Annotated in this window: 20 protein-coding genes and 1 pseudogene; 18 read left to right on the top strand and 3 right to left on the bottom strand. The window is 64.6% G+C overall.

The window, feature by feature from the left end; all coding sequences use genetic code 11:
• The first annotated feature begins 2 nt into the window (after nucleotides 1–2).
• The 7 genes from ABIB91_RS31715 (at nucleotide 3) to trmB (ending at nucleotide 6,936) form a co-directional block, all read left to right on the top strand.
• Nucleotides 3–1,061: a PhoH family protein gene (locus tag ABIB91_RS31715; protein WP_219678884.1), complete on the top strand. Its 1,059-nt coding sequence runs from the start codon at nucleotides 3–5 to the stop codon at nucleotides 1,059–1,061.
• Between the two features lie 61 nt (nucleotides 1,062–1,122).
• Entirely contained in the window at nucleotides 1,123–1,632 is a 510-nt protein-coding gene (ybeY, locus tag ABIB91_RS31720) for an rRNA maturation RNase YbeY (RefSeq protein WP_354170443.1), read from the top strand.
• A 1-nt stretch (nucleotide 1,633) separates the two neighbouring features.
• Nucleotides 1,634–2,752, top strand: coding sequence for a hemolysin family protein (locus ABIB91_RS31725; RefSeq protein WP_007598324.1), 1,119 nt, complete (start codon nucleotides 1,634–1,636; stop codon nucleotides 2,750–2,752).
• Nucleotides 2,749–4,362, top strand: a complete 1,614-nt coding sequence (gene lnt, locus ABIB91_RS31730; RefSeq protein ID WP_354170441.1) for an apolipoprotein N-acyltransferase — start codon at nucleotides 2,749–2,751, stop codon at nucleotides 4,360–4,362. Before ABIB91_RS31725 ends, lnt begins: the two co-directional genes overlap by 4 nt.
• Before the next feature lie 210 nt (nucleotides 4,363–4,572).
• Nucleotides 4,573–4,986: a helix-turn-helix domain-containing protein gene (locus ABIB91_RS31735; RefSeq protein WP_007598327.1), complete on the top strand. Its 414-nt coding sequence runs from the start codon at nucleotides 4,573–4,575 to the stop codon at nucleotides 4,984–4,986.
• 85 nt (nucleotides 4,987–5,071) lie between these two features.
• The gene (locus tag ABIB91_RS31740; protein WP_354170439.1) at nucleotides 5,072–6,229 is read left to right on the top strand and encodes a M20 family metallopeptidase; all 1,158 of its coding nucleotides are present in this window, start codon (nucleotides 5,072–5,074) and stop codon (nucleotides 6,227–6,229) included.
• Nucleotides 6,226–6,936: a tRNA (guanosine(46)-N7)-methyltransferase TrmB gene (gene trmB / locus ABIB91_RS31745; RefSeq protein ID WP_354170437.1), complete on the top strand. Its 711-nt coding sequence runs from the start codon at nucleotides 6,226–6,228 to the stop codon at nucleotides 6,934–6,936. The genes ABIB91_RS31740 and trmB overlap by 4 nt, the downstream gene beginning before the upstream one ends.
• Here trmB and ABIB91_RS31750 read toward each other — a convergent pair.
• Complete coding sequence (locus ABIB91_RS31750; protein ID WP_007598332.1) at nucleotides 6,933–8,015, bottom strand: DUF2336 domain-containing protein; 1,083 nt, start codon at nucleotides 8,013–8,015, stop codon at nucleotides 6,933–6,935. The genes trmB and ABIB91_RS31750 overlap by 4 nt on opposite strands.
• A gap of 363 nt (nucleotides 8,016–8,378) precedes the next feature.
• Here ABIB91_RS31750 and rimP point away from each other — a divergent pair, with 363 nt between their 5' ends.
• The 8 genes from rimP (at nucleotide 8,379) to pnp (ending at nucleotide 18,758) form a co-directional block, all read left to right on the top strand.
• Complete coding sequence (gene rimP, locus ABIB91_RS31755; RefSeq protein ID WP_354170472.1) at nucleotides 8,379–9,158, top strand: ribosome maturation factor RimP; 780 nt, start codon at nucleotides 8,379–8,381, stop codon at nucleotides 9,156–9,158.
• Nucleotides 9,159–9,160: 2 nt separating this feature from the next.
• On the top strand, nucleotides 9,161–10,771 hold the full coding sequence (gene nusA, locus ABIB91_RS31760) for a transcription termination factor NusA (RefSeq protein WP_007598336.1): 1,611 nt from the start codon (nucleotides 9,161–9,163) through the stop codon (nucleotides 10,769–10,771).
• Nucleotides 10,772–10,793: 22 nt separating this feature from the next.
• The gene (locus ABIB91_RS31765) at nucleotides 10,794–11,477 is read left to right on the top strand and encodes an RNA-binding protein (RefSeq protein WP_354170434.1); all 684 of its coding nucleotides are present in this window, start codon (nucleotides 10,794–10,796) and stop codon (nucleotides 11,475–11,477) included.
• 70 nt (nucleotides 11,478–11,547) lie between these two features.
• Nucleotides 11,548–14,253 (top strand): translation initiation factor IF-2, encoded by a 2,706-nt coding sequence (gene infB, locus ABIB91_RS31770; protein ID WP_219678861.1) that lies wholly within the window; start codon nucleotides 11,548–11,550, stop codon nucleotides 14,251–14,253.
• A 155-nt stretch (nucleotides 14,254–14,408) separates the two neighbouring features.
• Nucleotides 14,409–14,840 (top strand): 30S ribosome-binding factor RbfA, encoded by a 432-nt coding sequence (rbfA, locus tag ABIB91_RS31775; RefSeq protein ID WP_354170431.1) that lies wholly within the window; start codon nucleotides 14,409–14,411, stop codon nucleotides 14,838–14,840.
• Nucleotides 14,837–15,955, top strand: a complete 1,119-nt coding sequence (gene truB / locus ABIB91_RS31780) for a tRNA pseudouridine(55) synthase TruB (protein WP_354170430.1) — start codon at nucleotides 14,837–14,839, stop codon at nucleotides 15,953–15,955. Before rbfA ends, truB begins: the two co-directional genes overlap by 4 nt.
• Before the next feature lie 3 nt (nucleotides 15,956–15,958).
• Nucleotides 15,959–16,228: a 30S ribosomal protein S15 gene (gene rpsO / locus ABIB91_RS31785; RefSeq protein WP_007598346.1), complete on the top strand. Its 270-nt coding sequence runs from the start codon at nucleotides 15,959–15,961 to the stop codon at nucleotides 16,226–16,228.
• Nucleotides 16,229–16,604: 376 nt separating this feature from the next.
• Nucleotides 16,605–18,758 carry a polyribonucleotide nucleotidyltransferase gene (pnp, locus tag ABIB91_RS31790; protein ID WP_007598347.1) on the top strand — a complete coding sequence of 718 codons (2,154 nt, stop codon included), beginning with the start codon at nucleotides 16,605–16,607 and terminating at the stop codon, nucleotides 18,756–18,758.
• A gap of 76 nt (nucleotides 18,759–18,834) precedes the next feature.
• On the opposite strand, the gene katG is transcribed toward pnp, so the two are convergent.
• A complete protein-coding gene (katG, locus tag ABIB91_RS31795; RefSeq protein ID WP_354170427.1) occupies nucleotides 18,835–21,003 on the bottom strand; it encodes a catalase/peroxidase HPI in 2,169 nt (722 codons plus the stop codon).
• A 114-nt stretch (nucleotides 21,004–21,117) separates the two neighbouring features.
• Between katG and ABIB91_RS31800 the strand changes: the two genes are divergently transcribed.
• The 3 genes and pseudogenes from ABIB91_RS31800 to ABIB91_RS31810 form a co-directional block, all read left to right on the top strand.
• Nucleotides 21,118–22,044: a hydrogen peroxide-inducible genes activator gene (locus ABIB91_RS31800; RefSeq protein WP_027514694.1), complete on the top strand. Its 927-nt coding sequence runs from the start codon at nucleotides 21,118–21,120 to the stop codon at nucleotides 22,042–22,044.
• 7 nt (nucleotides 22,045–22,051) lie between these two features.
• Nucleotides 22,052–22,516 carry a GNAT family N-acetyltransferase gene (locus ABIB91_RS31805; protein WP_354170425.1) on the top strand — a complete coding sequence of 155 codons (465 nt, stop codon included), beginning with the start codon at nucleotides 22,052–22,054 and terminating at the stop codon, nucleotides 22,514–22,516.
• Nucleotides 22,513–22,725: pseudogene (locus ABIB91_RS31810) on the top strand (glutathione S-transferase N-terminal domain-containing protein); the annotation flags it as partial. The gene ABIB91_RS31805 and the pseudogene ABIB91_RS31810, both read left to right, overlap by 4 nt.
• Nucleotides 22,726–22,751: 26 nt before the next feature.
• Here the strand turns inward: ABIB91_RS31810 and fabI are convergent.
• Complete coding sequence (gene fabI / locus ABIB91_RS31815; RefSeq protein ID WP_354170423.1) at nucleotides 22,752–23,552, bottom strand: enoyl-ACP reductase FabI; 801 nt, start codon at nucleotides 23,550–23,552, stop codon at nucleotides 22,752–22,754.
• Between the last annotated feature and the right edge of the window lie 109 nt (nucleotides 23,553–23,661).

A 23,661-nucleotide genomic window follows, 5' to 3' on the forward strand; every position in this document is an offset into this window, starting at 1 on the left:
CCTTGCCCAAAAGCGCATCGGATTCGTCTTCTTCCATCGCTCCCAGCCGCAAATTTGACCGCGACATGCAGGTTCCGCCCGAGACCCAGGTCGTCATCGACTTCGACGACAACCGCGCCGCATCCGCGTTGGTCGGCCCTTACGGCCAGCATCTGGCACAGATCGAACGGCGGCTCGGTGTCGTCGTCGATTCCAAGGGCAATCACATCACCATCGGCGGCTCGCGTGACGGCTGCGATGCCGCGCGCCGCGTGCTGGAGACGCTCTACGCCCAGGCCGTGAAGGGACAGGACCTCGACCAGGGCGAGGTCGAGGGCGCGATCCGTGCCGTGATCGCGCAGGGCTCGCTGTTCGAGTTCGACGCCAAGTCAGCCAAATCCACCTTCGACAGCATCAATTTGCGCAAGCGCCCGGTGCGCGCGCGCACGGCGGCGCAGGATTCCTACATCCGCGCGCTGAAGCGCCACGAGCTGGTGTTCGGCATCGGCCCCGCCGGCACCGGCAAGACCTGGCTCGCGGTCGCGCATGCCGCGCAACTGTTCGAGCGCAAGGAAGTCGACAAGATCATCCTGTCCCGCCCGGCGGTGGAAGCCGGCGAGCGGCTCGGCTTTTTGCCCGGCGATCTCCGCGAGAAGGTCGATCCTTATCTTCGCCCGATCTACGACGCGCTCTATGACCTGATGGACGCGCGCATCGTCGAGCGCGCGCTGCAGACCGGCGAGATCGAGATCGCGCCGCTCGCCTTCATGCGCGGCCGCACGCTGACCAACGCGGCCATCATCCTGGACGAGGCGCAGAACACCACGTCGATGCAGATGAAGATGTTTTTGACCCGCCTCGGCGAGAATAGCCGCATGATCGTGACAGGCGATCCCTCGCAGATCGACTTGCCGAACGGCCAGACCTCGGGCCTCGCCGAGGCGACGCGCCTGCTGAGCGGCGTCGAAGGCATTGCGCAAGTTCATTTCAAGGCCGAAGACGTGATCCGCCACGAGCTCGTGGCGCGGATCGTCTCCGCCTACGAAGGGGCGCCGCAGCGGCCGGCCGCCGGTAAATCCTGACGAGGCAGCAACCGGACCATATGGGCGCGGACACGGCGCCCCTTCGTTCGGAACAAGGACAATGTCACACCCCAACCTTCCCATCACCGAGGTCCTCGTCGTCGCCGATTGCTGGCAGCGGGAGCCCGAATCCGAAGCCGTGATCCAGCGCGCCGTGGCGGCCGCCGCCGAGAATGTCGACGAAGACGTTGCGGAGGCGGAAGTGGCGGTAATGCTGACCGATGCTGCCGGCATCCGCACGCTGAACAGCAACTGGCGCGGCATCGACAAGCCGACCAACGTGCTGTCGTTTCCCGCGCTGCAGCCGGAAGGCGACTGGAAACCGGGCGATGCGCCGCGCATGCTGGGCGACATTGCGATCGCCTACGAGACCATGCGGCGCGAGGCGGACGAGGAACAAAAACCGTTCGATCATCATTTGAGCCATCTCGCCGTGCACGGTTTCCTGCATCTGGTCGGCTACGACCACGAAAACGAAGACGACGCCGAGGAAATGGAAGCGCTCGAACGAGAGATCCTGGCTCATCTCGGCATTCCCGATCCCTATGCCGACCGCCCAGGGACGCATTGAGATGCCGGATTCGGACCCGATTCACGACAATCCGCGCAACACGGCCAATTTACCGGTCGTGGTGACCTCAGGCGAGGTGATGCGCCCGACCGCGGAAGGCTGGCTGCTGCGTGCCATTCGCAGCCTGTTCGGCTGGAAGGCGGGTTCGGTACGCGACGACCTCCAGGTTGTGCTCGACGCCACGACGCCCGACGACACCGGCTTCTCGACGGTCGAGCGCACCATGCTGCGCAACATCCTCGGCCTGCACGAGCGTCGCATCGCCGATGTCATGGTGCATCGCGCCGACATCATCGCGGTCAAGCGCGACATCCCGCTCGGCGAGTTGATGGACCGCTTCGAGAGCGCCGGCCATTCGCGCCTTGTGGTCTACAACGAGACGCTCGACGATCCCGTCGGCATCGTCCATATCCGCGATCTGCTTGCCTTCATGACCGCGCGTGCGCGCGTGTCGGGGGTCACGAAAACCAAACGCAAGAAACCGCTGCCGGCCGGGCTCGATCTGCGTACGGTCGATCTCGCGCTGCCGCTCGAGGAAGCGCGCATCATCCGCAAGCTGCTCTACGTGCCGCCGTCGATGCGGGCGATCGACCTGCTCGCGCAGATGCAGGCCACCCGCATCCATCTGGCCCTGGTGGTCGACGAATATGGCGGCAGCGACGGGCTGGTCTCGCTCGAGGACATCGTCGAGCAGATCGTCGGCGAGATCGACGACGAGCATGACAGCGACGAGCCGCCCTCGATCGTGCGGCTGCCCGACAACGCCTTCATCGCGGATGCCCGCGCCAGCCTCGACGACGTCCGCACCGTGATCGGCGAAGATTTCGTCACCGGCGAGGCCGGCGAGGAAGTGGAGACGCTGGGCGGCTATCTCGTCAGTTTCGTCGGGCGCCTGCCGGTGCGCGGCGAGGTGATCTCGGGCCCCGGCCATTACGAGATCGAGGTGCTCGATGCCGATCCGCGCCGGGTCAAGCGGCTGCGGATCTCGACGCGGAAGGAGCGTCCCGCACCGCGCACCCAGCGCGAGAGCCGGCGCCGCGAGGCCGCGCCGGATGGCAGCCAGCCGGCGGCCAGCGACACCCCCACCCCGCCGCCAAGCGACGGGACCGGTCCGCAGTGAGCCCTTTCCAGCGATTTCGCCAGATCGCGCTTGCCATCATCCTGACCTGGGGATGGAAGCGCGCGCTCGTCGCGATGGCTGCCGGTGCGCTCTCGGTGCTGGCGCTGGCGCCGTTCAACGCCTTCCCGGTGCTTTTCATCACCTTTCCGGTGCTGGTCTGGCTGATCGACGGCGCCGGCGCGGGACGATATCGCGGCGTCCCCGCCGCAGCGCTGACCGGCTACTGGTTCGGACTCGGCTATTTCGTGCCCGGCCTCTACTGGATCGGCTACGCCTTCTTCGTCGACGCTGATGTATTCGCCTGGCTGACGCCGTTCGCCGTGCTGGGCCTGCCGGCCTATCTGTCCATCTTCACAGCAATGGGCTTTGCGCTTGCCCGCCTGCTCTGGACCAAGAACGCGACGCGCGTGCTTGCGCTCGCGGCAAGCCTCACCATCACCGAATGGCTGCGCGGTCATGCCCTGACCGGCTTTCCCTGGAACGCGTTCGGCTATGCGCTGTCCGAGCCGCTGCCGCTGGCACAAACGGCGTCGCTGATCGGCCTGTGGGGCATGACGTTCCTGACGGTTGCGATCTTCGCAAGCCCTGCGGCGCTGATCGACCGCACGCCCGATCGCCGCCTGGCGTGGCGCGCACCGGCCGCAGCCCTGGCGCTCCTGCTTGTCATGGGTATCTTCGGCGCGATCCGCCTGTCGCTGCATCCGACCACGATGGTCGCCGGCACCAAATTGCGCCTGATGCAGCCGGATCTCCAGCAGGACGCGAAATTCAACTACGCCGCCAAGGCGGAGGTGATGAAGAAATATCTGGCCTTGTCGGACCGCGCCTCCGGACCGCAATCGACCGGCGTGCGTGATGCCACCATCCTGATCTGGCCGGAATCCGCCTTTCCGTTCTTCCTCACTCGCGAAGCCGATGCGATGGCGCAAATCGCGGAGCTTCTGCCCAAGGGCACGGTGCTGATCACGGGCTCGGTCCGCGCGCCCGACCTGCCGCGGGGCACGCCGATCACCCGCGCCTATAATTCGATCTATGTGATCGATCACGACGGCAGCGTGCTCTCTATGTACGACAAGCTGCATTTGGTGCCGTTCGGCGAGTTTCTTCCCTACCAGGGTCTGATGGAGAAGCTCGGTTTCGAGCAACTCACGCGTGTGCGCGGCGGCTTCATTCCCGGCACCGTGCGGCATGCGCTGGCGGTACCCGGCGCGCCCTCCGCGCTGCCGCTGATCTGCTACGAAGCAATCTTTCCCGGCGAGGTGGCTGGACGCAATGAGCGTCCGGGCTGGATCGTGAACCTCACCAATGACGGCTGGTTCGGAATCTCGACCGGCCCCTACCAACACCTCGAACAGGCGCGGATGCGCGCGATCGAGCTCGGATTGCCGCTGGTTCGCTCCGCCAATACCGGCGTTTCCGCAGTGATCGATCCGGTGGGACGCATCGTCGCCAGCCTCGGTCTCGGGATCGAAGGCGTTTTGGATGCAAATCTGCCCGCCGCGATCCCGCCGACCATCTATGCGCGCGTGGGCGATGTCCCCGCGGCCATGCTCGTTGCGCTCGCCGTGTTTCTGGCGGTCCGCCGACGTGTTGCCAAGCGGCGCCCCTGATCACGCAGCCCCGGCCGATAACTTTTGACAACCGTAGTCCCACGGTTGACAGACTGCACGCGGCCTCCTCATTCTGCACCGGCTGCAAAAGACAGTGGGCATTGCTAAATTTCTCCGCAATGTTTTCCAATAACAGGGTCTGATTTTGACGTTGCTTACACCTGAGGCATTCCTGATTGCGCCGAAGGTGATGTTTGGAGGGCTGAGGAAATGTCGAAAGCGCCCAACCCTGTTGACAAATATGTCGGCAGTCGCGTGCGGATGCGCCGCATCATGTTGGGCATGAGCCAGGAAAAGCTCGGTGAAGCTTTGGGCCTGACTTTCCAACAAGTGCAGAAATACGAGAAGGGCACAAACCGGGTCGGCGCGAGCCGCATCCAGCAAATTGCCGAAATTCTCCAGGTGCCGGTGTCCTTCCTGTTCGAGGGCGGTCCGAGCGGCGTGGCGGGGCCGGACGGCTTCGCGGAAGGCGCATCGCCGTCTTACGTCTCGGATTTCCTCGCAACTTCCGAAGGACTCGCTTTGACCAAAGCGTTCACCCGAATCACGGATTCGAAGATGCGCCGCTCGATCGTCGATCTCGTCGAGCAGATCGCGGCCCGCGAAGGCCCCGACAAGCGCTGACGCACCATCTCAATCCGATTTGAGACCGCGTCAAATCTGGCCTATGTCGTCATTTGCGGCCGCGCTTTGATGCGCGTCTTCCTCGATGATGCGATTCAAAGGCACAGATGCGCTCATGGTCAGCTCCAATTGGTTCGATTCCCAAACTATTCTCGATGGCATCCGCCGCTGGGTGGAGGTCGAGACGCCAACGGACACGCCTGAACAGGTCAACAAGCTGGTCTCGATGGTCGCGGAGCAATACCGCGATCTCCCTGTTACGCTCGAGCGCATCGCCGGCGTCGATGGTTGCGGCGATCATCTCGTAGCGCGCTCGACCTGGGGCCAGGACCGGCCCGGCATCCTGGTGCTGAGCCACCTCGATACCGTTCATCCCATGGGATTCATCGAGCGCCTGCCGTTCAAGGTCGAAGGCGACAGCGCGTTCGGTCCCGGCATCTACGACATGAAGGGCGGCGCCTACATCGCCCACCACGCCTTTCGCGCGCTTTGCGCCACGGCCGATCGCTCGCCGCTCGGCATCACCCATCTGTTCACCTCCGACGAGGAGATCGGCAGCCCCACCTCTCGCGCACTCATCGAGACCGAAGGGCGCAAGGCGAAATACGTGCTGGTGACGGAGCCGGCCCGCGAGGGCGGCAAGATCGTCACCGGCCGCAAGGGCGTCGGGCGATTCGAAGTGTTCATCAAGGGCGTGCCCGCGCATGCCGGCACGCGGCCGCAGGATGGCCGCAGCGCGATCCGCGAGCTCGCCAACGTCATCCTGGCGTTGGAAGCGATGAACGATCTGGCGCGCGGCGTCACCGTCAATGTCGGCGTGGTGCGCGGCGGCACGCGGCCGAACGTGACGCCGGAAGAAGCCCATGCCGAAATCGATCTGCGTGTGCCGAGCTTCAAGGACGCGGATGAATTCGTCGGCAAGATCCTCGCCCTGACATCGAAGACGGATGGCGTCACCGTCAAGGTCACGGGCGGGCTCAATCGTCCGCCTTACGAGAAGAGCAATGCAGGCGCCTCGCTGTACGAACATGCAAAGACCGTTGCCACGGAGATCGGTTTCGAGCTGCTCGACGTTCACACCGGCGGCGGCTCGGACGGTAATTTCACCGCCGCCCACACCGCGACGCTCGACGGGCTCGGCGTCGACGGCAAGGGCGCGCACACCCATTACGAGCAGCTCTATGTCTCGTCGCTCGAACCGCGCGCGCGGCTGCTCCATCGCCTGTACCAGACGCTACGATGAGTGAGCGCAAATCAGATCCCGATCGCGAGGACAGCGAGCGCGCCTTCTTCGGACGCCGCAAGGGCCACAAGCTCAGGCAGCACCAAGCCGAGCTGATCGATCATCTGCTGCCGCGCCTTGCGCTCGCCATCGACCGCGAAGCACCGGCGGATGCCCGCGAGCTCTTCGGCCCCGCCGTCGACGATTTGCGGCTTGAGATCGGCTTCGGCGGCGGCGAGCATCTTGCGGCAGAAGCGCAAAACTTTGCCACAACCGGCTTCATCGGCTGCGAGCCTTACGTCAACGGCATGGCGAAGATCCTCGCGCAGATCGAGGCCGCCGAGATCGGCAACATCCGCCTGTTCGCAGGCGATGCCGCCGAGCTCCTGGCCTGGCTGCCGAAGGCTTCGCTGTCGCGGATCGACCTGATCCATCCCGATCCCTGGCCGAAACGGCGGCACTGGAAGCGGCGCTTCGTGCAGGACCGGACCATCGCCGCGATGGCGCGCGTGCTGAAAGCCGGCGGCGAATTTCGTTTCGTCTGCGACATCGACGATTATTGCGCCTGGACGCTGTCGCATCTGTCGCGTTCGCAGGACTTTGTCTGGCTCGCGGAGCGCGCCGATGATTTTCGCCTGCCGTGGGACGGATACACGATGACGCGCTACGGCCGAAAGGCCACGCGCGAAGGCCGCAAGGTGGCGTATCTGCGATTCAGGCGGGTCTAGATCGTCTGCCGGTTGCGCCAGAAATTCACGACGCGCTCTGCGGTCGTCGGCATCAGCCGAGTAAAGTTCGCGCGCGCCTGCTCAAGGTCGGCATCGGCTGGCGTGCGATTCGGGCCGTACCACATCAGGATCAGCTCCCGCACCGTCGGCCAGCTGACATTCAGCACACGTGCCAGAACCAGAATTGGATCGTAGCGGTCACCCGTGATCAGGCGGTCGAGGACAGAGAGGCGGACGCCGGACATCGCCGAGAGCGACGCGATCGCCTCCTCGTATTTGTGGGCCTTCGCGAAGCCAAACAGCGCGCTCTCGCCAAGATGGCCCCCGCGATGCAAGGCCAGAATCGTACGTTGCGCTCCCGAGAAGTCGCGACGCGGGCCCGGCGGCAGCGTGGCTTCCTCGATGGCCGCCATGGCGCGCTTGATCTCGACCTGGCGCACGGGATTGACCACGCTCGAGAGGCGACGGCGGATGACGTCGAGCGTACCGTCAAGAAGCTGTTTCAGGTTCTCGCCCGAAAGATCGCTACGCTGGCCGATCCTGAGGGTCAGCACGCCATCCTGCGCGGCACGCTTGATCAACTCGGAATAGCTGCCAGGCGAGAACTCCGCGCCGGAATTGCCGGCGGCGCGGCGCACCACGTCGCGATCGCCGCGCTCGACCAGCACGTCGGTGATGACAGCCGACAGCGTGGGGCGCTCGCTCATCGCCAGCAGATGGCCCTGGCCCTTCAGTCGCGCGATCTCGACGAGAGCATCGTCGTCGAGCACGGGGGAATGGCGCAGCACGGGACCCGCCACCGCGATTTCGTTTTCGCGCGCGAGCTGACTCACGAGATGCCGGGGCGCGTTGCTCAGGCGTGAGAAGCGTTCGGCGAGATCGACGCGCGAGGCAAGCTCGGCATGCGGGACGAGATCGATCAGCAGATTGTCGAAGAGATCGATGACATCGGGACGGAGGTTCTCGGCGTCCTGAAAGAACAATTGGGAGATGGCGTGCGCGATCTCGCCGCGACGCCGCGGGTCGCCGCGTTTGACGATATCGTCCAGTCCGGGAATGAGCGACGTGGCAACGGTCATGAAAACGCAAACTCGTACGGGGCACGCCGCGGGTGCGCCCTTGGTCCAAGCCGCCCCACAAGCAGGGAATTTAGGCCTCGGAGGTGAAGGAAGCGTTGCGCGGGGCCGCAGGCAGGGCGCAAAAAGCCCAGCCTGCCCTGCATGGGCCTTGTCCGGGAAGACGGAAAGGGCTATATCAGCGCCAATTCATCTTCTCATACGATCCGCGTAGTGAGAGTGGGCCCGAAAGGACCCGCTCTTTTTTATTACCTGAACGCGGCTTGGTGGAAGATGTGCGGCCCGGCGATCTGTCGGGAGAGTTCCGAAGCGAGCTTTGAGATCTTAAACCAAGCCTTAACCATATCGAGCGCCTTGACCTCTGACATGACCGAACCGAACCCTGGTTCCACGGATGCCGAATTGCTGGCCGAGCCGAGGCTCGTAGTCGAGCCGGGCGTGGCGGCACGGGTGTCCGCGGTCGCCGGACCGGTGCTCGAAGGCATGGGCTACCGCCTGGTGCGGATCCGTATTTCCGGGGAATCCGGCTGCACGGTGCAGGTTATGGCCGAGCGGCCGGACGGTTCCATGCAGATCGAGGATTGCGAGGCGATCTCGCGGGCGCTGTCGCCCGTGCTCGACGTCGCCGATCCCGTCGATCGCGCCTATCGGCTGGAAATCTCCTCACCGGGGATCGACCGCCCGCTGGTGCGCCGCTCCGATTTCGAGCGTTATGTCGGCCATCTGGTGAAGGTCGAGATGGCGGTCGCCCATGAGGGCCGAAAGCGGTTCCGCGGCACGATCGGCCCCGTCGAAGGCGACCGCGTGCATCTGCATCGCGACGACGTCAAGGCGGGCGAGGCTGCCGAGGTTCTCCTGACGATGGAGGACATTGCAGAGGCGCGGCTGGTGCTGACCGACGAGCTGATCGCTGAATCCATGCGCCGCGGCAAGGCCCAGGCACGCGAAATGCGCCGCAATCTCGGCCTCGAGCCGCCGGCGGCGCCGCACGCCAGCATCAGCGAAAAAACGACCAAGAACACCAAGCCGACCAAGAAGCCGGCGCCGGCCACGACGAAAAAGCCGGCTCCGACCAATACCAAGAAACATCGCCTGGCCGCCGAACGCGCGCGGCGGGGCGAGATCGATCCTGACGAAGGAGACTAGCCATGGCAGTCAGCGCCAATCGACTTGAATTGCTTCAGATCGCCGACGCCGTTGCGCGCGAGAAATCGATCGACCGCGGCATCGTCATCGCGGCGATGGAGGATGCCATCGCCAAGGCGGCGCGGGCCCGTTACGGCAGCGAGACCGACGTTCACGCCGAGATCGACCCGAAGAAGGGCGAGCTTCGGCTGTCGCGCCACATGCTGGTGGTCGAGACGGTCGAAAACCATTCGAACCAGATCTCGCTGGTGGATGCGCAGCGCGCCAATCCCGGTGCCCAGGTCGGCGACACCATCGCCGACACCCTGCCGCCGCTGGAATATGGCCGCATCGCCGCGCAGTCGGCCAAGCAGGTGATCGTGCAAAAGGTGCGCGAAGCTGAGCGCGACCGGCAATATATGGAATTCAAGGACCGCATCGGCGACATCGTCAACGGCGTCGTCAAGCGCGTCGAATACGGCAGCGTCATCGTCGATCTCGGCCGCGGCGAGGCCATCATCCGCCGCGACGAGATGCTACCGCGCGAAGTGTTCCGCAACGGCGACCGCGTCCGCGCCTACATCTTCGACGTCCGCCGCGAGACCCGCGGGCCGCAGATCTTCCTCTCCCGCACCCATCCGCAGTTCATGGCAAAACTGTTCGCGCAGGAAGTGCCCGAGATCTATGACGGCATCGTCGAGATCAAGGCGGTTGCCCGCGATCCAGGCTCGCGCGCGAAAATCGGCGTGATTTCCCGTGATTCCTCGGTCGATCCGGTCGGCGCCTGCGTCGGTATGCGCGGTTCGCGCGTGCAGGCGGTGGTGAACGAATTGCAGGGCGAGAAGATCGACATCATCCCCTGGTCGCCCGACATCGCGACCTTCGTGGTCAACGCGCTGGCGCCGGCCGAAGTCTCCAAGGTCGTCATCGACGAAGACCGCGAGCGCATCGAGGTCGTCGTGCCCGACACCAACAACCAGCTCTCGCTGGCGATCGGCCGCCGCGGCCAGAATGTGCGACTGGCCTCGCAGCTCACCGGCTGGGACATCGATATCCTGACCGAGCAGGAGGAATCGGAGCGCCGCCAGGCCGATTTCGAGAACTCCACCCGCGTCTTCATGGAATCTCTCAATGTCGACGAAGTGGTCGGCCAATTGCTGGCGTCGGAAGGCTTCACGTCGGTCGAGGAACTCGCGATGGTGGACGTCAAGGAACTCGCCGGCATCGAAGGTTTCGACGAGGAGACCGCGCAGGAACTCCAGAACCGCGCCCGTGAATATCTCGAACAGCTGGAAGCCGAGCTCGAGGCCAGGCGCAAGGAGCTCGGCGTCGAGGACGCCGTCAAGGACGTGCCCGGCGTCACCTCGAAGATGCTGGTGAAGTTCGGCGAGAACGACATCAAGACGGTCGACGACCTCGCCGGTTGCGCCACGGACGATCTGGTCGGCTGGACCGAGCGCAAGGAAGGCGGCGAACAGACCAAATATCCGGGCGCGCTCGATGGCCTCGATATCTCCCGTGACGATGCTGAAGCGATGATCATGCAGGCCCGCGTCAAGGCCGGCTGGATCACCGAGGCCGATCTCGCCAAGCCCGCCGAAGAGGCCGAGGCGACCGAAGATCAGCCGGCTTAGGGCGAAGGAGGATGTCACCCGGATGCTCGCCGATACTGACCCCGAACTCGACCATGGACCGCGGACCGAAAGGTCCGCGACCATGCGGATGTGTGCGGTCAGCCGCGAGGTCCGGCCGATCGACGAGCTGATCCGCTTCGTCGTCTCGCCCCAAGGGCACATAGTTCCCGATCTCAAGCGCAAGCTGCCCGGACGCGGCATGTGGGTCACCGCCTCGCGCGAGGTGGTTGCGGAAGCCGTTCGGCGTCACCATTTTACGAAAGCCTTCAAGCGCGAGCTGCGCATTCCTCAGACGCTTCCCGCCGACCTCGAGGCGCTCCTGGTCCGGAGCGTGGTCGAAGCCCTTGGGATTGCGGCCAAGGCGCGCCAGATCGTCGCCGGTTTCGGCAAGGTCGAAAGCGCGCTTCGGGAAGGTACGGTCGAGGTCCTGATCCATGCCAGCGACGGGGCCGCGGACGGAATCCGCAAATTGGACATGCTGGCGCGTCAAAATGAGGGAAATCGCGGCGCCAAGCCGCCGATTCCCGTCGTCACCGCACTAAAATCGACAGAATTGGATTTGGCACTTACCCGGTCAAATGTGATACATGCTGCCCTGCTCGCGGGCCCGGCGAGCAAGTCATTCCTGTCACGTAGCCAGATGCTGGTCCGATACCGGATGGCGGACGCTGACAGGACTGCCGAAAAGCCCGGCCAGGATTTCTGAGAGACAACGACCACCCGATAGCACGGTGCGGCAACGCACAAGACAACAAGATCAGGATTAGGACTGCTTAATGGTTGATACCAAGACCCCTGGCGACAAGAAGCTGAGCGTTCCGAGCAAGACGCTATCGCTCAAGCCGCGCGTCGAAACGGGCACCGTGCGCCAGAGCTTCAGTCATGGCCGTAGCAAGCAGGTCGTGGTCGAGAAGCGTGGCAAGCGCCGTGTCGACGGCAGCCCCGAGCCGCAGGTGGCCGAGGTGGCGAAGCCCGCGCCGGCCGCCGCCGCGCCCAAGCCTGCTCCGGCCCGCCCCGCGCCGCCGCGCAACGCCGGCTCCGGCGTGGTGCTGCGCACGCTGACCGAGGACGAACGTTCCGCCCGCGCCAGCGCGCTGGCCGATGCCAAGGTGCGCGAAGTCGAAGAGCGCCGCCATGCCGAGGAAGAGGCCCAGCGCCGCGCGGTCCGCGAAAGCGCCGAGCGTGCCGATCGCGAGGCCGCCGAGGCCCGCCGCAAGGCCGAGGAGGAGCGTCACCGCCACGAAGAGGAAGCCAAGCGGAAGGCCGAAACCGAGGCCAAGAAGCGTTTTGGCGAAGGCGAGCAGCCGCAATCCGCGGCGCGCCCTGCAACGGCGACCTCGGCCGCTCCTGCAGCGCGGCCCGGAGCGCCGATGGCGCGCCCCGGTACAACCACCACGGCACGCCCGGGAACAACGACCGCGCGGCCCGGAACGACCACGCAGCGGCCGGGAGGCCCGGTGGGCCGCGCCCCCGCTGTCGCAGCCGGACCGGACGAGGACGAGGGTCCGCGCCAGATCCGTCGCGGCCCCGGCGGCGCTGCGCGGCCTGTGGTCGCTCCCAAGCCCACCCACAAGCCCGGCCCGCAGAAGGAGCGCGGCCGCCTGACGGTCGTCACCGCCTTCAATGCCGACGACGTCCGCGAGCGCTCGATCGCCTCGTTCCGCCGCCGCACCCAGCGCCTGAAGGGCCATGCCGCGAACGAGCCGAAGGAAAAGCTCATCCGCGAGGTGGTCATTCCGGAAGCGATCACCATCCAGGAGCTCGCCAACCGCATGTCGGAGCGCGCGGTGGAAATCATCCGCATGCTGATGAAGCAGGGCGCGATCCACAAGATCACCGACGTGATCGATGCCGACACTGCGCAACTGATCGCCGAGGAGCTTGGTCACACCGTCAAGCGCGTTGCCGCGTCCGACGTTGAAGAAGGCCTGTTCGACGCCATTGATGATTCCACCGACACCGAGCCGCGCTCGCCGGTGGTGACCGTGATGGGTCACGTCGACCACGGCAAGACCTCGCTGCTCGACGCGCTCCGTCATGCCAATGTCGTCTCCGGCGAAGCCGGCGGCATCACCCAGCATATCGGCGCCTATCAGGTGCTGTCGCCCGAAAGCGGCAAGAAGATCACCTTCATCGACACGCCCGGCCACGCCGCGTTCACCGCGATGCGCGCCCGCGGCGCCAAGGTCACCGACATCGTCGTGCTGGTGGTTGCGGCCGACGACGGCGTGATGCCGCAGACGATCGAAGCCATCAACCACGCCAAGGCGGCGCGGGTGCCGATCATTGTTGCGATCAACAAGATCGACAAGCCCGACGCCAAGCCCGAGCGCGTGCGCACCGAGCTGCTCCAGCACGAGGTGCAGGTGGAATCCTTCGGCGGCGAAGTCGTCGACGTCGAAGTGTCGGCGAAGAACAAGACCAATCTCGACAAGCTGCTCGAGATGATCGCGCTCCAGGCCGACATCCTCGACCTCAAGACCAATTCGGATCGTCCGGCCGAAGGCACCGTGATCGAAGCCAAGCTCGATCGTGGCCGCGGTCCGGTCGCGACCGTTCTGGTCCAGCGCGGCACGCTCCGTGTCGGTGACATCATCGTCGCCGGCGCTGAAATGGGCCGCGTCCGCGCGCTGATCTCGGATCAGGGCGAGACGGTGCAGGAGGCAGGTCCGTCAGTGCCGGTCGAGGTGCTCGGCTTCAACGGTCCGCCGGAAGCCGGCGATCGTCTCGCCGTGGTCGAGAACGAAGCCCGCGCCCGCCAGGTCACCAGCTACCGCGCGCACCAGAAGCGCGAGAACGCGGCTGCCTCGATCTCCGGCATGCGCGGCTCGCTCGAGCAGATGATGTCGCAGCTGAAGACGGCGGGCCGCAAGGAATTCCCGCTGATCATCAAGGCCGACGTGCAGGGCTCGCTGGAAGCGATCCTCGGCTCGCTGGAGAAGCTCGGCACCGACGAAGTCGCCGCGCGTATCCTGCATGCCGGTGTCGGCGGCATCTCGGAATCGGACGTGACGCTCGCGGAAGGCTTCAACGCCGCGATCATCGGCTTCTCGGTTCGTGCGAACAAGGAGGCCGCTGCGGCCGCCAAGCGCAACGGCATCGAGATCCGCTACTACAACATCATCTACGACCTCGTGGACGACGTGAAGAAGGCCATGAGCGGCCTGCTCGCGCCGACCCTGCGGGAAACCATGCTCGGCAATGCCGCGATCCTGGAGATCTTCAACATCTCCAAGGTCGGCAAGGTCGCTGGCTGCCGCGTCACCGACGGCACCGTGGAACGTGGCGCCAATGTGCGTCTGATCCGCGACAACGTCGTCGTGCACGAAGGCAAGCTGTCGACGCTGAAGCGCTTCAAGGACGAAGTGAAGGAAGTCCAGTCCGGCCAGGAATGCGGCATGGCCTTCGAGAACTATCACGACATGCGCGCCGGTGACGTCATCGAGTGTTACCGCGTGGAGACGATCCAGCGCTCCCTGTAAGTCCAAATCTTACCGAAGCGCCTGGATCTTTTTGAACTGAATTGCGGGAGTGCGATGGCCGGATTTTTTCCGGCCATCCACCCCTCTTCGTTTCAGCAAGACAAATGACAATGCCCGTGTCCCAAAAGCGGGCATGACGAGGTGATTTTCAGACCATGCCCCGCCATCATCAGAAAAAGAGTTCCGCGTCCGGCGGCTCGCAACGTCAGTTGCGGGTCGGCGAGCAGGTTCGCCATGCGATAGCCGAGATTCTGGCGCAAGGCAGCGTGCATGATGCTGACCTCGAAGGCCACATCATCACCGTGCCGGAGGTGCGGATGTCGCCCGACCTGAAGCTCGCAACAGTCTATGTGATGCCGCTCGGTGGCCGCGACACCGAGATCGTTCTCACTGCGCTCGAGCGCAACAAGAAATTCCTGCGCGGCGAGGTCGCGCGGCGCGTTAACCTGAAATTTGCACCTGACCTTCGCTTCCGCGTCGACGAACGATTCGACGAAGCGGAACGGATCGAGAAGCTTTTGCGAACACCCGCGGTGCAGAAGGACCTGGAACAGGATCCGGATTCGGATCGGGAAGAAGAACGATGACCATGGACCCGGCTCACGGCACGATCGGCGGCGAAGAGGCCGATCAGCTCGACGTGCAGAAAAATAATTTTGCGGACATGAGCGGCAATTCTCAGCCGCATCAGGAGCCGCGCCGCGTCAACAACGATCCGCGCGCCAACAAGCAGAAGGGCAACCAGCCGCGCCGCGACCGCCGCGACGTCCACGGCTGGGTCGTGCTCGACAAGCCGATCGGCATGACCTCGACGCAGGCCGTTGCTGTGCTCAAGCGCCTGTTCAACGCTAAACGCGCCGGCCATGCCGGCACGCTCGATCCGCTCGCCTCCGGCGGCCTGCCGATCGCGCTCGGCGAGGCCACCAAGACCGTCCCCTTCGTCATGGACGGCCGCAAGCGCTACCGGTTCACGGTGTGCTGGGGCGAGGAGCGCGACACCGACGACATCGAGGGCCGGGCGACCGCAACCTCGGACGAGCGCCCGACCCGGGAGGCCATCGAGGCCCTGCTGCCTCGTTTCACCGGGGTGATCCAGCAGATCCCGCCGCGCTATTCCGCGATCAAGGTCCAGGGCGAGCGCGCCTACGACCTCGCCCGCGACGGCGAGATCGTGGAACTGGCCCCCCGGCCGGTCGAAATTCACCGCTTAAGCCTTGTAGATCAACCGGATAGCGACCGGGCGGTGTTCGAGGCGGAGTGCGGCAAGGGCACCTATGTCCGCGCGCTGGCCCGCGATATGGGCCGGATTCTCGGCACTTACGGCCATATCTGCGCGCTGCGGCGGACCCTGGTCGGCCCATTTGGCGAGAACGACATGATTCCGCTGGATCAGTTGGAGGCTTTGTGCGATAGAGCCGCGTCCGGCGAGGGTAGCCTCGCCGACGCGCTTATGCCCGTTGAGACCGCGCTGGACGACATCCCGGCACTGGCCGTCACTCGGGCTGATGCGGCAAGGCTCCATCGGGGCCAAGCCGTTTTGTTGCGCGGACGGGATGCGCCCACTTGTAGCGGCACAGTCTATGTCACGGTGGCAGGCCGGCTTCTCGCGCTTGCCGAAGTCGGCAATGGCGAAATCATCCCCAAGCGTGTGTTCAACCTGACCGGCCTGACTGCCAGCGCCGATCGCAACGAGAGAAATTGACCGATGTCGATTGCCGCAGAACGCAAAGCGGAAGTCATCAAGACGAATGCCAACAAGGCCGGCGATACCGGCTCGCCAGAGGTTCAGGTCGCGATCCTGTCGGAACGCATCGCCAACCTCACCAACCATTTCAAGACCCACGTGAAGGATAACCATTCGCGTCGCGGCCTCTTGAAGCTGGTCTCGACCCGCCGCTCGCTCCTCGATTATGTGAAGAAGAAGGACGAGGCGCGTTACAAGGCGCTGCTCGAGAAGCACAACATTCGTCGTTAAGAGTTCTTGCGCGCGCCAACCGGCGCGCGTTTTCGCGCGTGATTTCGAACGAAAGCGTTTGTTTAAAGGTTTTTCGTCGAGGCTGCGTGCGCGTCGGATGCGAGCCGTTGACGGCGAGCGTCCGGGCATGATGGGCGAACACCGCGCTTCGGTGTTCGCGTTCGTGCCGACTGACAGTCCAGCAGCAATCCGGCGGCTGGGCACAACGGGCAAGGCGCCCGTATGACCCGAAGGGATGGACGCCATCCGAAATCCAAAAACCATGGCAGGATCGCAGGACGCTGATCGCCCGCTTCGATCAACGTCCCGCAATCTTGCGCATGGTTTTTGTTTTTCGACCCGTCCTTCTTTCGAGAACCCATGAAAGAAGACCTCTATGTTCAATAAGCATTCAGTCGAGATCGACTGGGGTGGACGCCCTCTCAAGCTCGAAACCGGCAAGATCGCCCGCCAGGCCGACGGCGCCGTCGTCGCGACCTACGGCGAGACCGTGGTGCTCGCCACCGTCGTTGCCGCGAAGTCGCCGCGCGAAGGCGTCGACTTCCTGCCGCTGACCGTCGACTACCAGGAGAAGACCTACGCAGCCGGCCGCATTCCCGGCGGCTATTTCAAGCGCGAGGGTCGTCCGACCGAGAAGGAAACGCTGGTCTCCCGCCTGATCGACCGTCCGATCCGTCCGCTGTTCGTCGACGGCTGGCGCAACGAGACCCAGGTGATCGTCACCGTGCTCTCGCACGACATGGAGAACGATCCCGATATCGTCGCGCTGGTGGCCTCGTCGGCTGCGCTGACCCTGTCGGGCGCTCCCTTCAAGGGCCCGATCGGCGCCGCGCGCGTCGGCTTCGCCAATGACGAGTTCATCCTCAACCCGACGCTCGACGAGATGGTCGACACCCAGCTCGACCTCGTCGTCGCCGGCACCGCAGACGCCGTGCTGATGGTCGAATCGGAAGCCAAGGAGCTGAACGAAGAGATCATGCTCGGCGCCGTGATGTTCGGTCACCGCCACTTCCAGCCGGTGATCAACGCGATCATCGAGCTCGCCGAAAAGGCCGCGAAGGAGCCGCGCGAGGTCACCACGATCGACAATTCGGCGCTCGAAAAGGAAATGCTCGGCATGGTCGAGCAGGAACTGCGCGCCGCCTACGCCATTCCGGTCAAGCAGGATCGCTACGCCGCGGTCGGCAAGGTCAAGGAAAAGGTGATCGCGCACTACTTCCCGGAAGGCCAGGAGCCGAAATACGACAAGCTGCGCATCGGCGGCGTGTTCAAGGAGCTCGAAGCCAAGATCGTTCGCTGGAACATCCTCGACACCGGCAAGCGCATCGACGGCCGCGATTCCAAGACCGTGCGCAACATCGTCGCAGAAGTCGGCGTGCTGCCCCGCGCCCACGGCTCGGCCCTGTTCACCCGCGGCGAGACCCAGGCGCTGGTCGTGACCACGCTCGGCACCGGCGAGGACGAGCAGTACATCGACGCGCTGTCGGGAACGTACAAAGAGACGTTCCTGCTGCACTACAACTTCCCTCCCTACTCGGTCGGTGAGACCGGCCGCCTCGGCGGCACCAAGCGCCGCGAGATCGGCCACGGCAAGCTCGCGTGGCGCGCGATCCACCCGGTGCTGCCGCCGCACCACGAATTCCCCTACACCACGCGCGTGGTATCGGAGATCACCGAATCCAACGGCTCCTCGTCGATGGCTTCGGTCTGCGGCGCCTCACTCGCGCTGATGGACGCCGGCGTGCCGTTGAAGCGGCCGACCGCGGGCATCGCGATGGGCCTGATTCTCGAAGACAAGCGCTTCGCGGTTCTCTCGGACATCCTCGGTGACGAGGACCATCTCGGCGACATGGACTTCAAGGTCGCCGGTACCGAGCAGGGCATCACCTCGCTCCAGATGGACATCAAGATCGAGGGCATCACCGAGGAGATCATGAAGGTCGCGCTCGGCCAGGCCAAGGATGGGCGTATCTACATCCTCGGCGAGATGTCGAAGGCGCTGACCAACGCCCGTGCCGAGCTCGGCGAATACGCGCCGCGCATCGAGACCTTCAAGATCGCCACCGACAAGATCCGCGAAGTGATCGGCACCGGCGGCAAGGTGATCCGCGAGATCGTCGAGAAGACCGGCGCCAAGGTCAACATCGAGGACGACGGCACCGTGAAGGTCGCCTCCAACGACGGCGAGGCCATGAAGGCCGCGATCAAGTGGATCAAGTCGATCGCCTCCGATCCGGAAGTCGGCCAGATCTATGACGGCACCGTCGTCAAGGTGATGGAGTTCGGCGCTTTCGTGAACTTCTTCGGCTCCAAGGACGGTCTCGTCCACATCAGCCAGCTCGCCTCGGCGCGCGTGCAGAAGACCTCCGATGTCGTCAAGGAAGGCGACAAGGTCAAGGTCAAGCTGCTCGGCTTCGACGACCGCGGCAAGACCCGCCTGTCGATGAAGGTGGTCGACCAGGAGACCGGCGAAGACCTCGAGGGCAAGGGCGAGAGCCAGCAGCCCGCGCGCGAAGCAGCCGGCGAGTAAATCTCGCTACCTGCCAGACACACGAAGGGCGGCCTCGCGGCCGCCCTTTTTGTTTGTCGCGTGCTGAGCTTTGGAATCAAGCCGCGATGTCGTAGCGGTCGAGGTTCATCACCTTGGTCCAGGCCTTGGCGAAGTCCTTGACGAACTGCTCCTTGGAATCCGACGTGGCATAGACCTCCGCGTATGCGCGAAGCTGCGAGTGTGCGCCGAAGATCAGGTCGACGCGCGTGCCGGTCCACTTGACCGCGTTGGTCTTGCGGTCGCGGGCCTCATAGGTGCCGTCGGTGCCGGCCGGCGTCCACTGCGTGCTCATGTCGAGCAGGTTGACGAAGAAGTCGTTGCTCAGCGTTCCCACCTTCGAGGTGAGGACGCCGTTCTTCGAACCGTTCGCATTGGCACCGAGTACGCGCAGACCGCCGACGAGCACCGTCATCTCCGGACCGGTAAGCCGGAGCAGCTGCGCACGATCGACCAGAGCTTCCTCGGGCATCATGAACTGCTGCCGCTTGCCGATGAAGTTGCGGAAGCCATCGGCCCGCGGCTCCAGCGGAGCAAACGAAGCGGCGTCGGTCTGCTCCTGCGAGGCATCCATGCGGCCCGGCGTGAAGCCGACCTTGACGTCGACGCCGGCATCCTTCGCGGCCTTCTCGACCGCGGCAGTGCCGCCGAGCACGATGAGGTCCGCGAGCGAGACCTTCTTCGCGCCTGACGACGCGTTGAAGTCCTTCTGGATCGCTTCGAGCTTGCTCAGGACCTTCGAGAGCTGAGCCGGCTCGTTCACCTCCCAATCCTTCTGCGGGGCGAGGCGAATGCGCGCGCCGTTGGCGCCGCCACGCTTGTCCGAGCCGCGGAACGTCGAGGCCGACGCCCAGGCGGTCGAGACCAGCTCCGAGACCGACAGGCCCGAAGCCAGGATCTTGGTCTTCAGCGAGGCGATATCCTGCTCGCTGGCGAGCTCGTGATTCACCGCCGGGATCGGATCCTGCCAGATCAGCGTTTCCTTCGGCACCAAGGGGCCGAGATAGCGTTGGATCGGGCCCATGTCGCGATGGGTGAGCTTGAACCAGGCGCGGGCAAAGGCATCCGCGAACTGATCGGGATTCTCCAGGAAGCGGCGCGAGATCTTCTCATAGGCCGGATCCATACGCAGCGAGAGATCGGTCGTCAGCATCGTCGGCCGATGCTTCTTGGACTTGTCGAAGGCGTCGGGAATGATCGCCTCGGCGCCCTTCGCCGTCCACTGCTGCGCACCGCCCGGGCTCTTCGTCAGCTCCCATTCGTACTTGAACAGGTTCTCGAAGAAGTTGTTGCTCCACTTCGTCGGCGTCGTCGTCCAGGTCACCTCGAGGCCGCTGGTGATGGAATCGCCGCCAATGCCCGAAGCGTGCTTGCTCTTCCAGCCGAGGCCCTGATCCTCGAGCGCGCCCGCTTCCGGCTCCGGTCCGACCAGCGACGGATCGCCGGCACCATGGGTCTTGCCGAAGGTGTGGCCGCCGGCAATCAGCGCGACGGTTTCCTCGTCGTTCATCGCCATGCGGGCGAACGTCTCGCGGATGTCCTTTGCCGCGGCGATCGGATCCGGCTTGCCGTTCGGGCCTTCTGGATTGACGTAGATGAGGCCCATCTGCACCGCGCCGAGCGGCTCGGCGAGCTGACGTTCGCCGCTGTAGCGCTCATCGCCCAGCCACGTGCCTTCGGGACCCCAATAGAGCTCTTCCGGCTCCCACACGTCGGCGCGGCCACCGGCGAAGCCGAAGGTCTTGAAGCCCATCGACTCCAGCGCGACGTTGCCGGCCAGCACCATCAAATCGGCCCAGGAAATCTTGCGGCCGTATTTCTGCTTGATCGGCCAGAGCAGACGGCGTGCCTTGTCGAGGTTGGCGTTGTCGGGCCAGCTGTTGAGCGGCGCGAAACGCTGCTGTCCGGCGCCGGCGCCACCGCGACCGTCGGTGGTGCGATAGGTGCCCGCGCTGTGCCAGGCCATGCGGATCATCAGGCCGCCGTAGTGACCGAAGTCGGCGGGCCACCATTCCTGCGATTCGGTCATCAGAGCGGTCAGGTCCTTTATGACCGCGTTCAGGTCGAGCGACTTGAACTCCTTGGCGTAGTCGAAGTCCTTGTCCATCGGGTCGGACTTGGCCGAATTCTTGTGCAGCATCTCGATGCTGAGCTGGGTCGGCCACCAATCGCGGTTCGCCGGCACACGTTTTCCACCCGAAAACGGGCACTTTGAAGTGTCGTCCATGAATACCTCCTCTGGTGGCGTCGAACTCGCGCCATTGACCAGGTAGAAGCACTCTAAGCTTCACGTTCGATCAGGGGAAGTTGACTTTAATGATCGCAGCGATAAGATTTTCTGATGCTAAATCTCACGCTGCGCCAGCTCCGGTATTTTGACGCCCTGGCGCGTCACAGTCATTTCGGCCGCGCGGCTGAGTCCTGTTCGATCTCGCAGCCGGCCCTGTCAATGCAGATCAAGGAGCTGGAGGAGGCGCTCGGCGGCCTGCTGCTGGAGCGCAGCGCTCGGCAGGTGGCGCTGACCCGATTTGGCGAGGAGCTCGCGCAGCGCGTCCGCGACATTTTGCGCTCGGTCGACGAACTCGGCGATTTCGCCCGCGCCTCGCAGGACCGGTTCTCCGGACGGCTGCGCATCGGCATGATTCCGACGATCGCGCCCTATCTGCTGCCGACGATCACCAAGAATTTGACGCGCATGCATCCGGAGCTCGACATCCGCGTGCGCGAGACGATGACGCCGCGGCTGATCCAGGAACTGGTGGAAGGCCGACTCGATACCGCGATCGTTGCGCTCCCGGTGTCGGAGCCCTCGCTCACCGAGGTCGCCCTGTTCGAGGAAAAATTCCTGCTGGTGCGGCCGAGCGCGGACGAGGGAACGCCGGCACCGTCGCGGGAGATGATGCGCGAGATGCGGCTGCTGCTGCTCGAGGAGGGGCACTGCTTCCGCGATCAGGCGCTGTCATTCTGCAACATGCAATCGGCGCCGCCGCGCGAGATGCTGGATGCCAATTCGCTGTCGACGCTGGTCCAGATGGTCAGCGCCGGCATCGGCGTCACCTTGATCCCAGAGATGGCCGTGTCGGTGGAGACGCGATCGGCCTCGGTCTCGCTCGCGCGCTTCCGCGACCCGCAGCCGTCACGCACCATCGGCATGGTCTGGCGCAAGACCAGCCCGCTGGCGCGGCAACTCCTGCAAATCTCCGAGGTGGTGTGCCTGTCGGCGGGCAAGGTGCGCGCGCGCCCATCCGTGCGCAGCAAACCGATTTGAGGCCTCGATGTCGCATCCCATCATCCGCCCGGCCCGCGCGGACGAATACGACGAGATCGGCCGCGTCTGGATGGAGAGCTGGGTCTCGACCGGCCTCGGCGAGACGAGTGAATTCCTGCTGGCAAACCTGCGTGCGCGCATCCGGCGCGAGATCGAGGACGGCTGGAGCCTGTTCGTCGCCGACGACGACGGCACGATCGGCGCAATGCTGGCGCTGCATTTGCCAAAACTCTATCTCGACATGCTGTTCGTCGCCCCCGCCTATCAGGGCCAATCGCTCGGCCGCCAATTGCTCGCCTTCACGCGCACGCAAATGCCTGATGAGATGTACCTGCGCTGCGTCCGCGAGAACGAAAAAGCCTGGCGCTGGTACGAGCGCGAGGGCTTTGTGTTCGAGAAGCAGGAGATCGAGCCCTCGAACGGGTTCATGATGAAGTATTATCGGTGGACGGAAAAAGGAAAAGCCCGATGATCAAGCTCTACTGGTCGCCCCGCTCGCGCTTGTTCACGACGCTTTGGCTGATGGAAGAGAGTGGCCTGCCCTATGAGCCCGTGCTGACCGAGATCTCGACCGCCGCGCAGAAGGCGCCGGACTATCTGAAGGTGAATCCGATGGGCAAGGTTCCGGCGCGCCCGGCCTTCGATGCCTATCTCGCGCGCTGCATGGCGCGGCCGGCGTTCCAGCGCGCGGAGAAGATCGCGGCGAGCTAGTCTTCCGCTTTCATATCATCCGGCCTCGGCATCAGGACGATGTTGTAGCCTGAATCGACATAGTGGATCTCGCCAGTCACGCCGCCGGAGAGATCCGACAGCAGATACAGCGCCGAGCCGCCGAGCTCATCGAGCGTGACGCCGCGGCGGAGTGGGGAATGCTTCTGCATGAAGGCGAACATCGCGCGCGCCTCGCCGATGCCCGAGCCCGCGAGCGTGCGGATGGGCCCGGCGGAGATCGCATTGACACGGATGCCGCGCGGCCCGAAGTCCGAGGCGAGATAGCGCACCGAGGCTTCCAGCGCCGCCTTGGCCACGCCCATCACGTTGTAGTTCGGCATCGCGCGCATCGAGGCGCCGAAGGTCAGCGTGATCATGCTCCCGCCCTCCGTCATCAGTTCGGCGGCGCGTTTTGCCACTTCCGTGAAGGAGAAGCAGGAGATCACCATGGTGCGGGAAAAATTCTCGCGGCTGGTGTCGGCGTAGCGGCCCTTGAGTTCGTTCTTGTCGGCGAAGCCGATCGCGTGGATCACGAAATCCAGCCGGCCCCACTTTTCGCGCAAGGCCGTGAATGTAGCGTCGACGCTGGCGATGTCCTCGACGTCGCAGGGCAGCACCATGTCGACGCCAAGCTGCTCCGCCAGCGGCTTGACGCGCTTGCCCAGTGCCTCGCCCTGGAAGGTGAAGGCGAGCTCGGCGCCATGGGCATGCAGCGTCTTCGCCATGCCCCAGGCGATCGAATGATCATTGGCGATGCCCATGATCAGACCGCGCTTGCCTTTCATCAAACCTTCCATCTCGCAATTACCCTCCGCTCTCCGTCATGCCCGGGCTTGTCCCGGGCATCCTCGTTCTTCCGAACCAGTAGCCACGACGTGGATGGCCGGGACAAGCCCGGCCATGACG

It is taken from the genome of Bradyrhizobium sp. JR4.3, from assembly GCF_040547695.1.
GTDB classification, from domain to species: Bacteria; Pseudomonadota; Alphaproteobacteria; order Rhizobiales; family Xanthobacteraceae; genus Bradyrhizobium; species Bradyrhizobium canariense.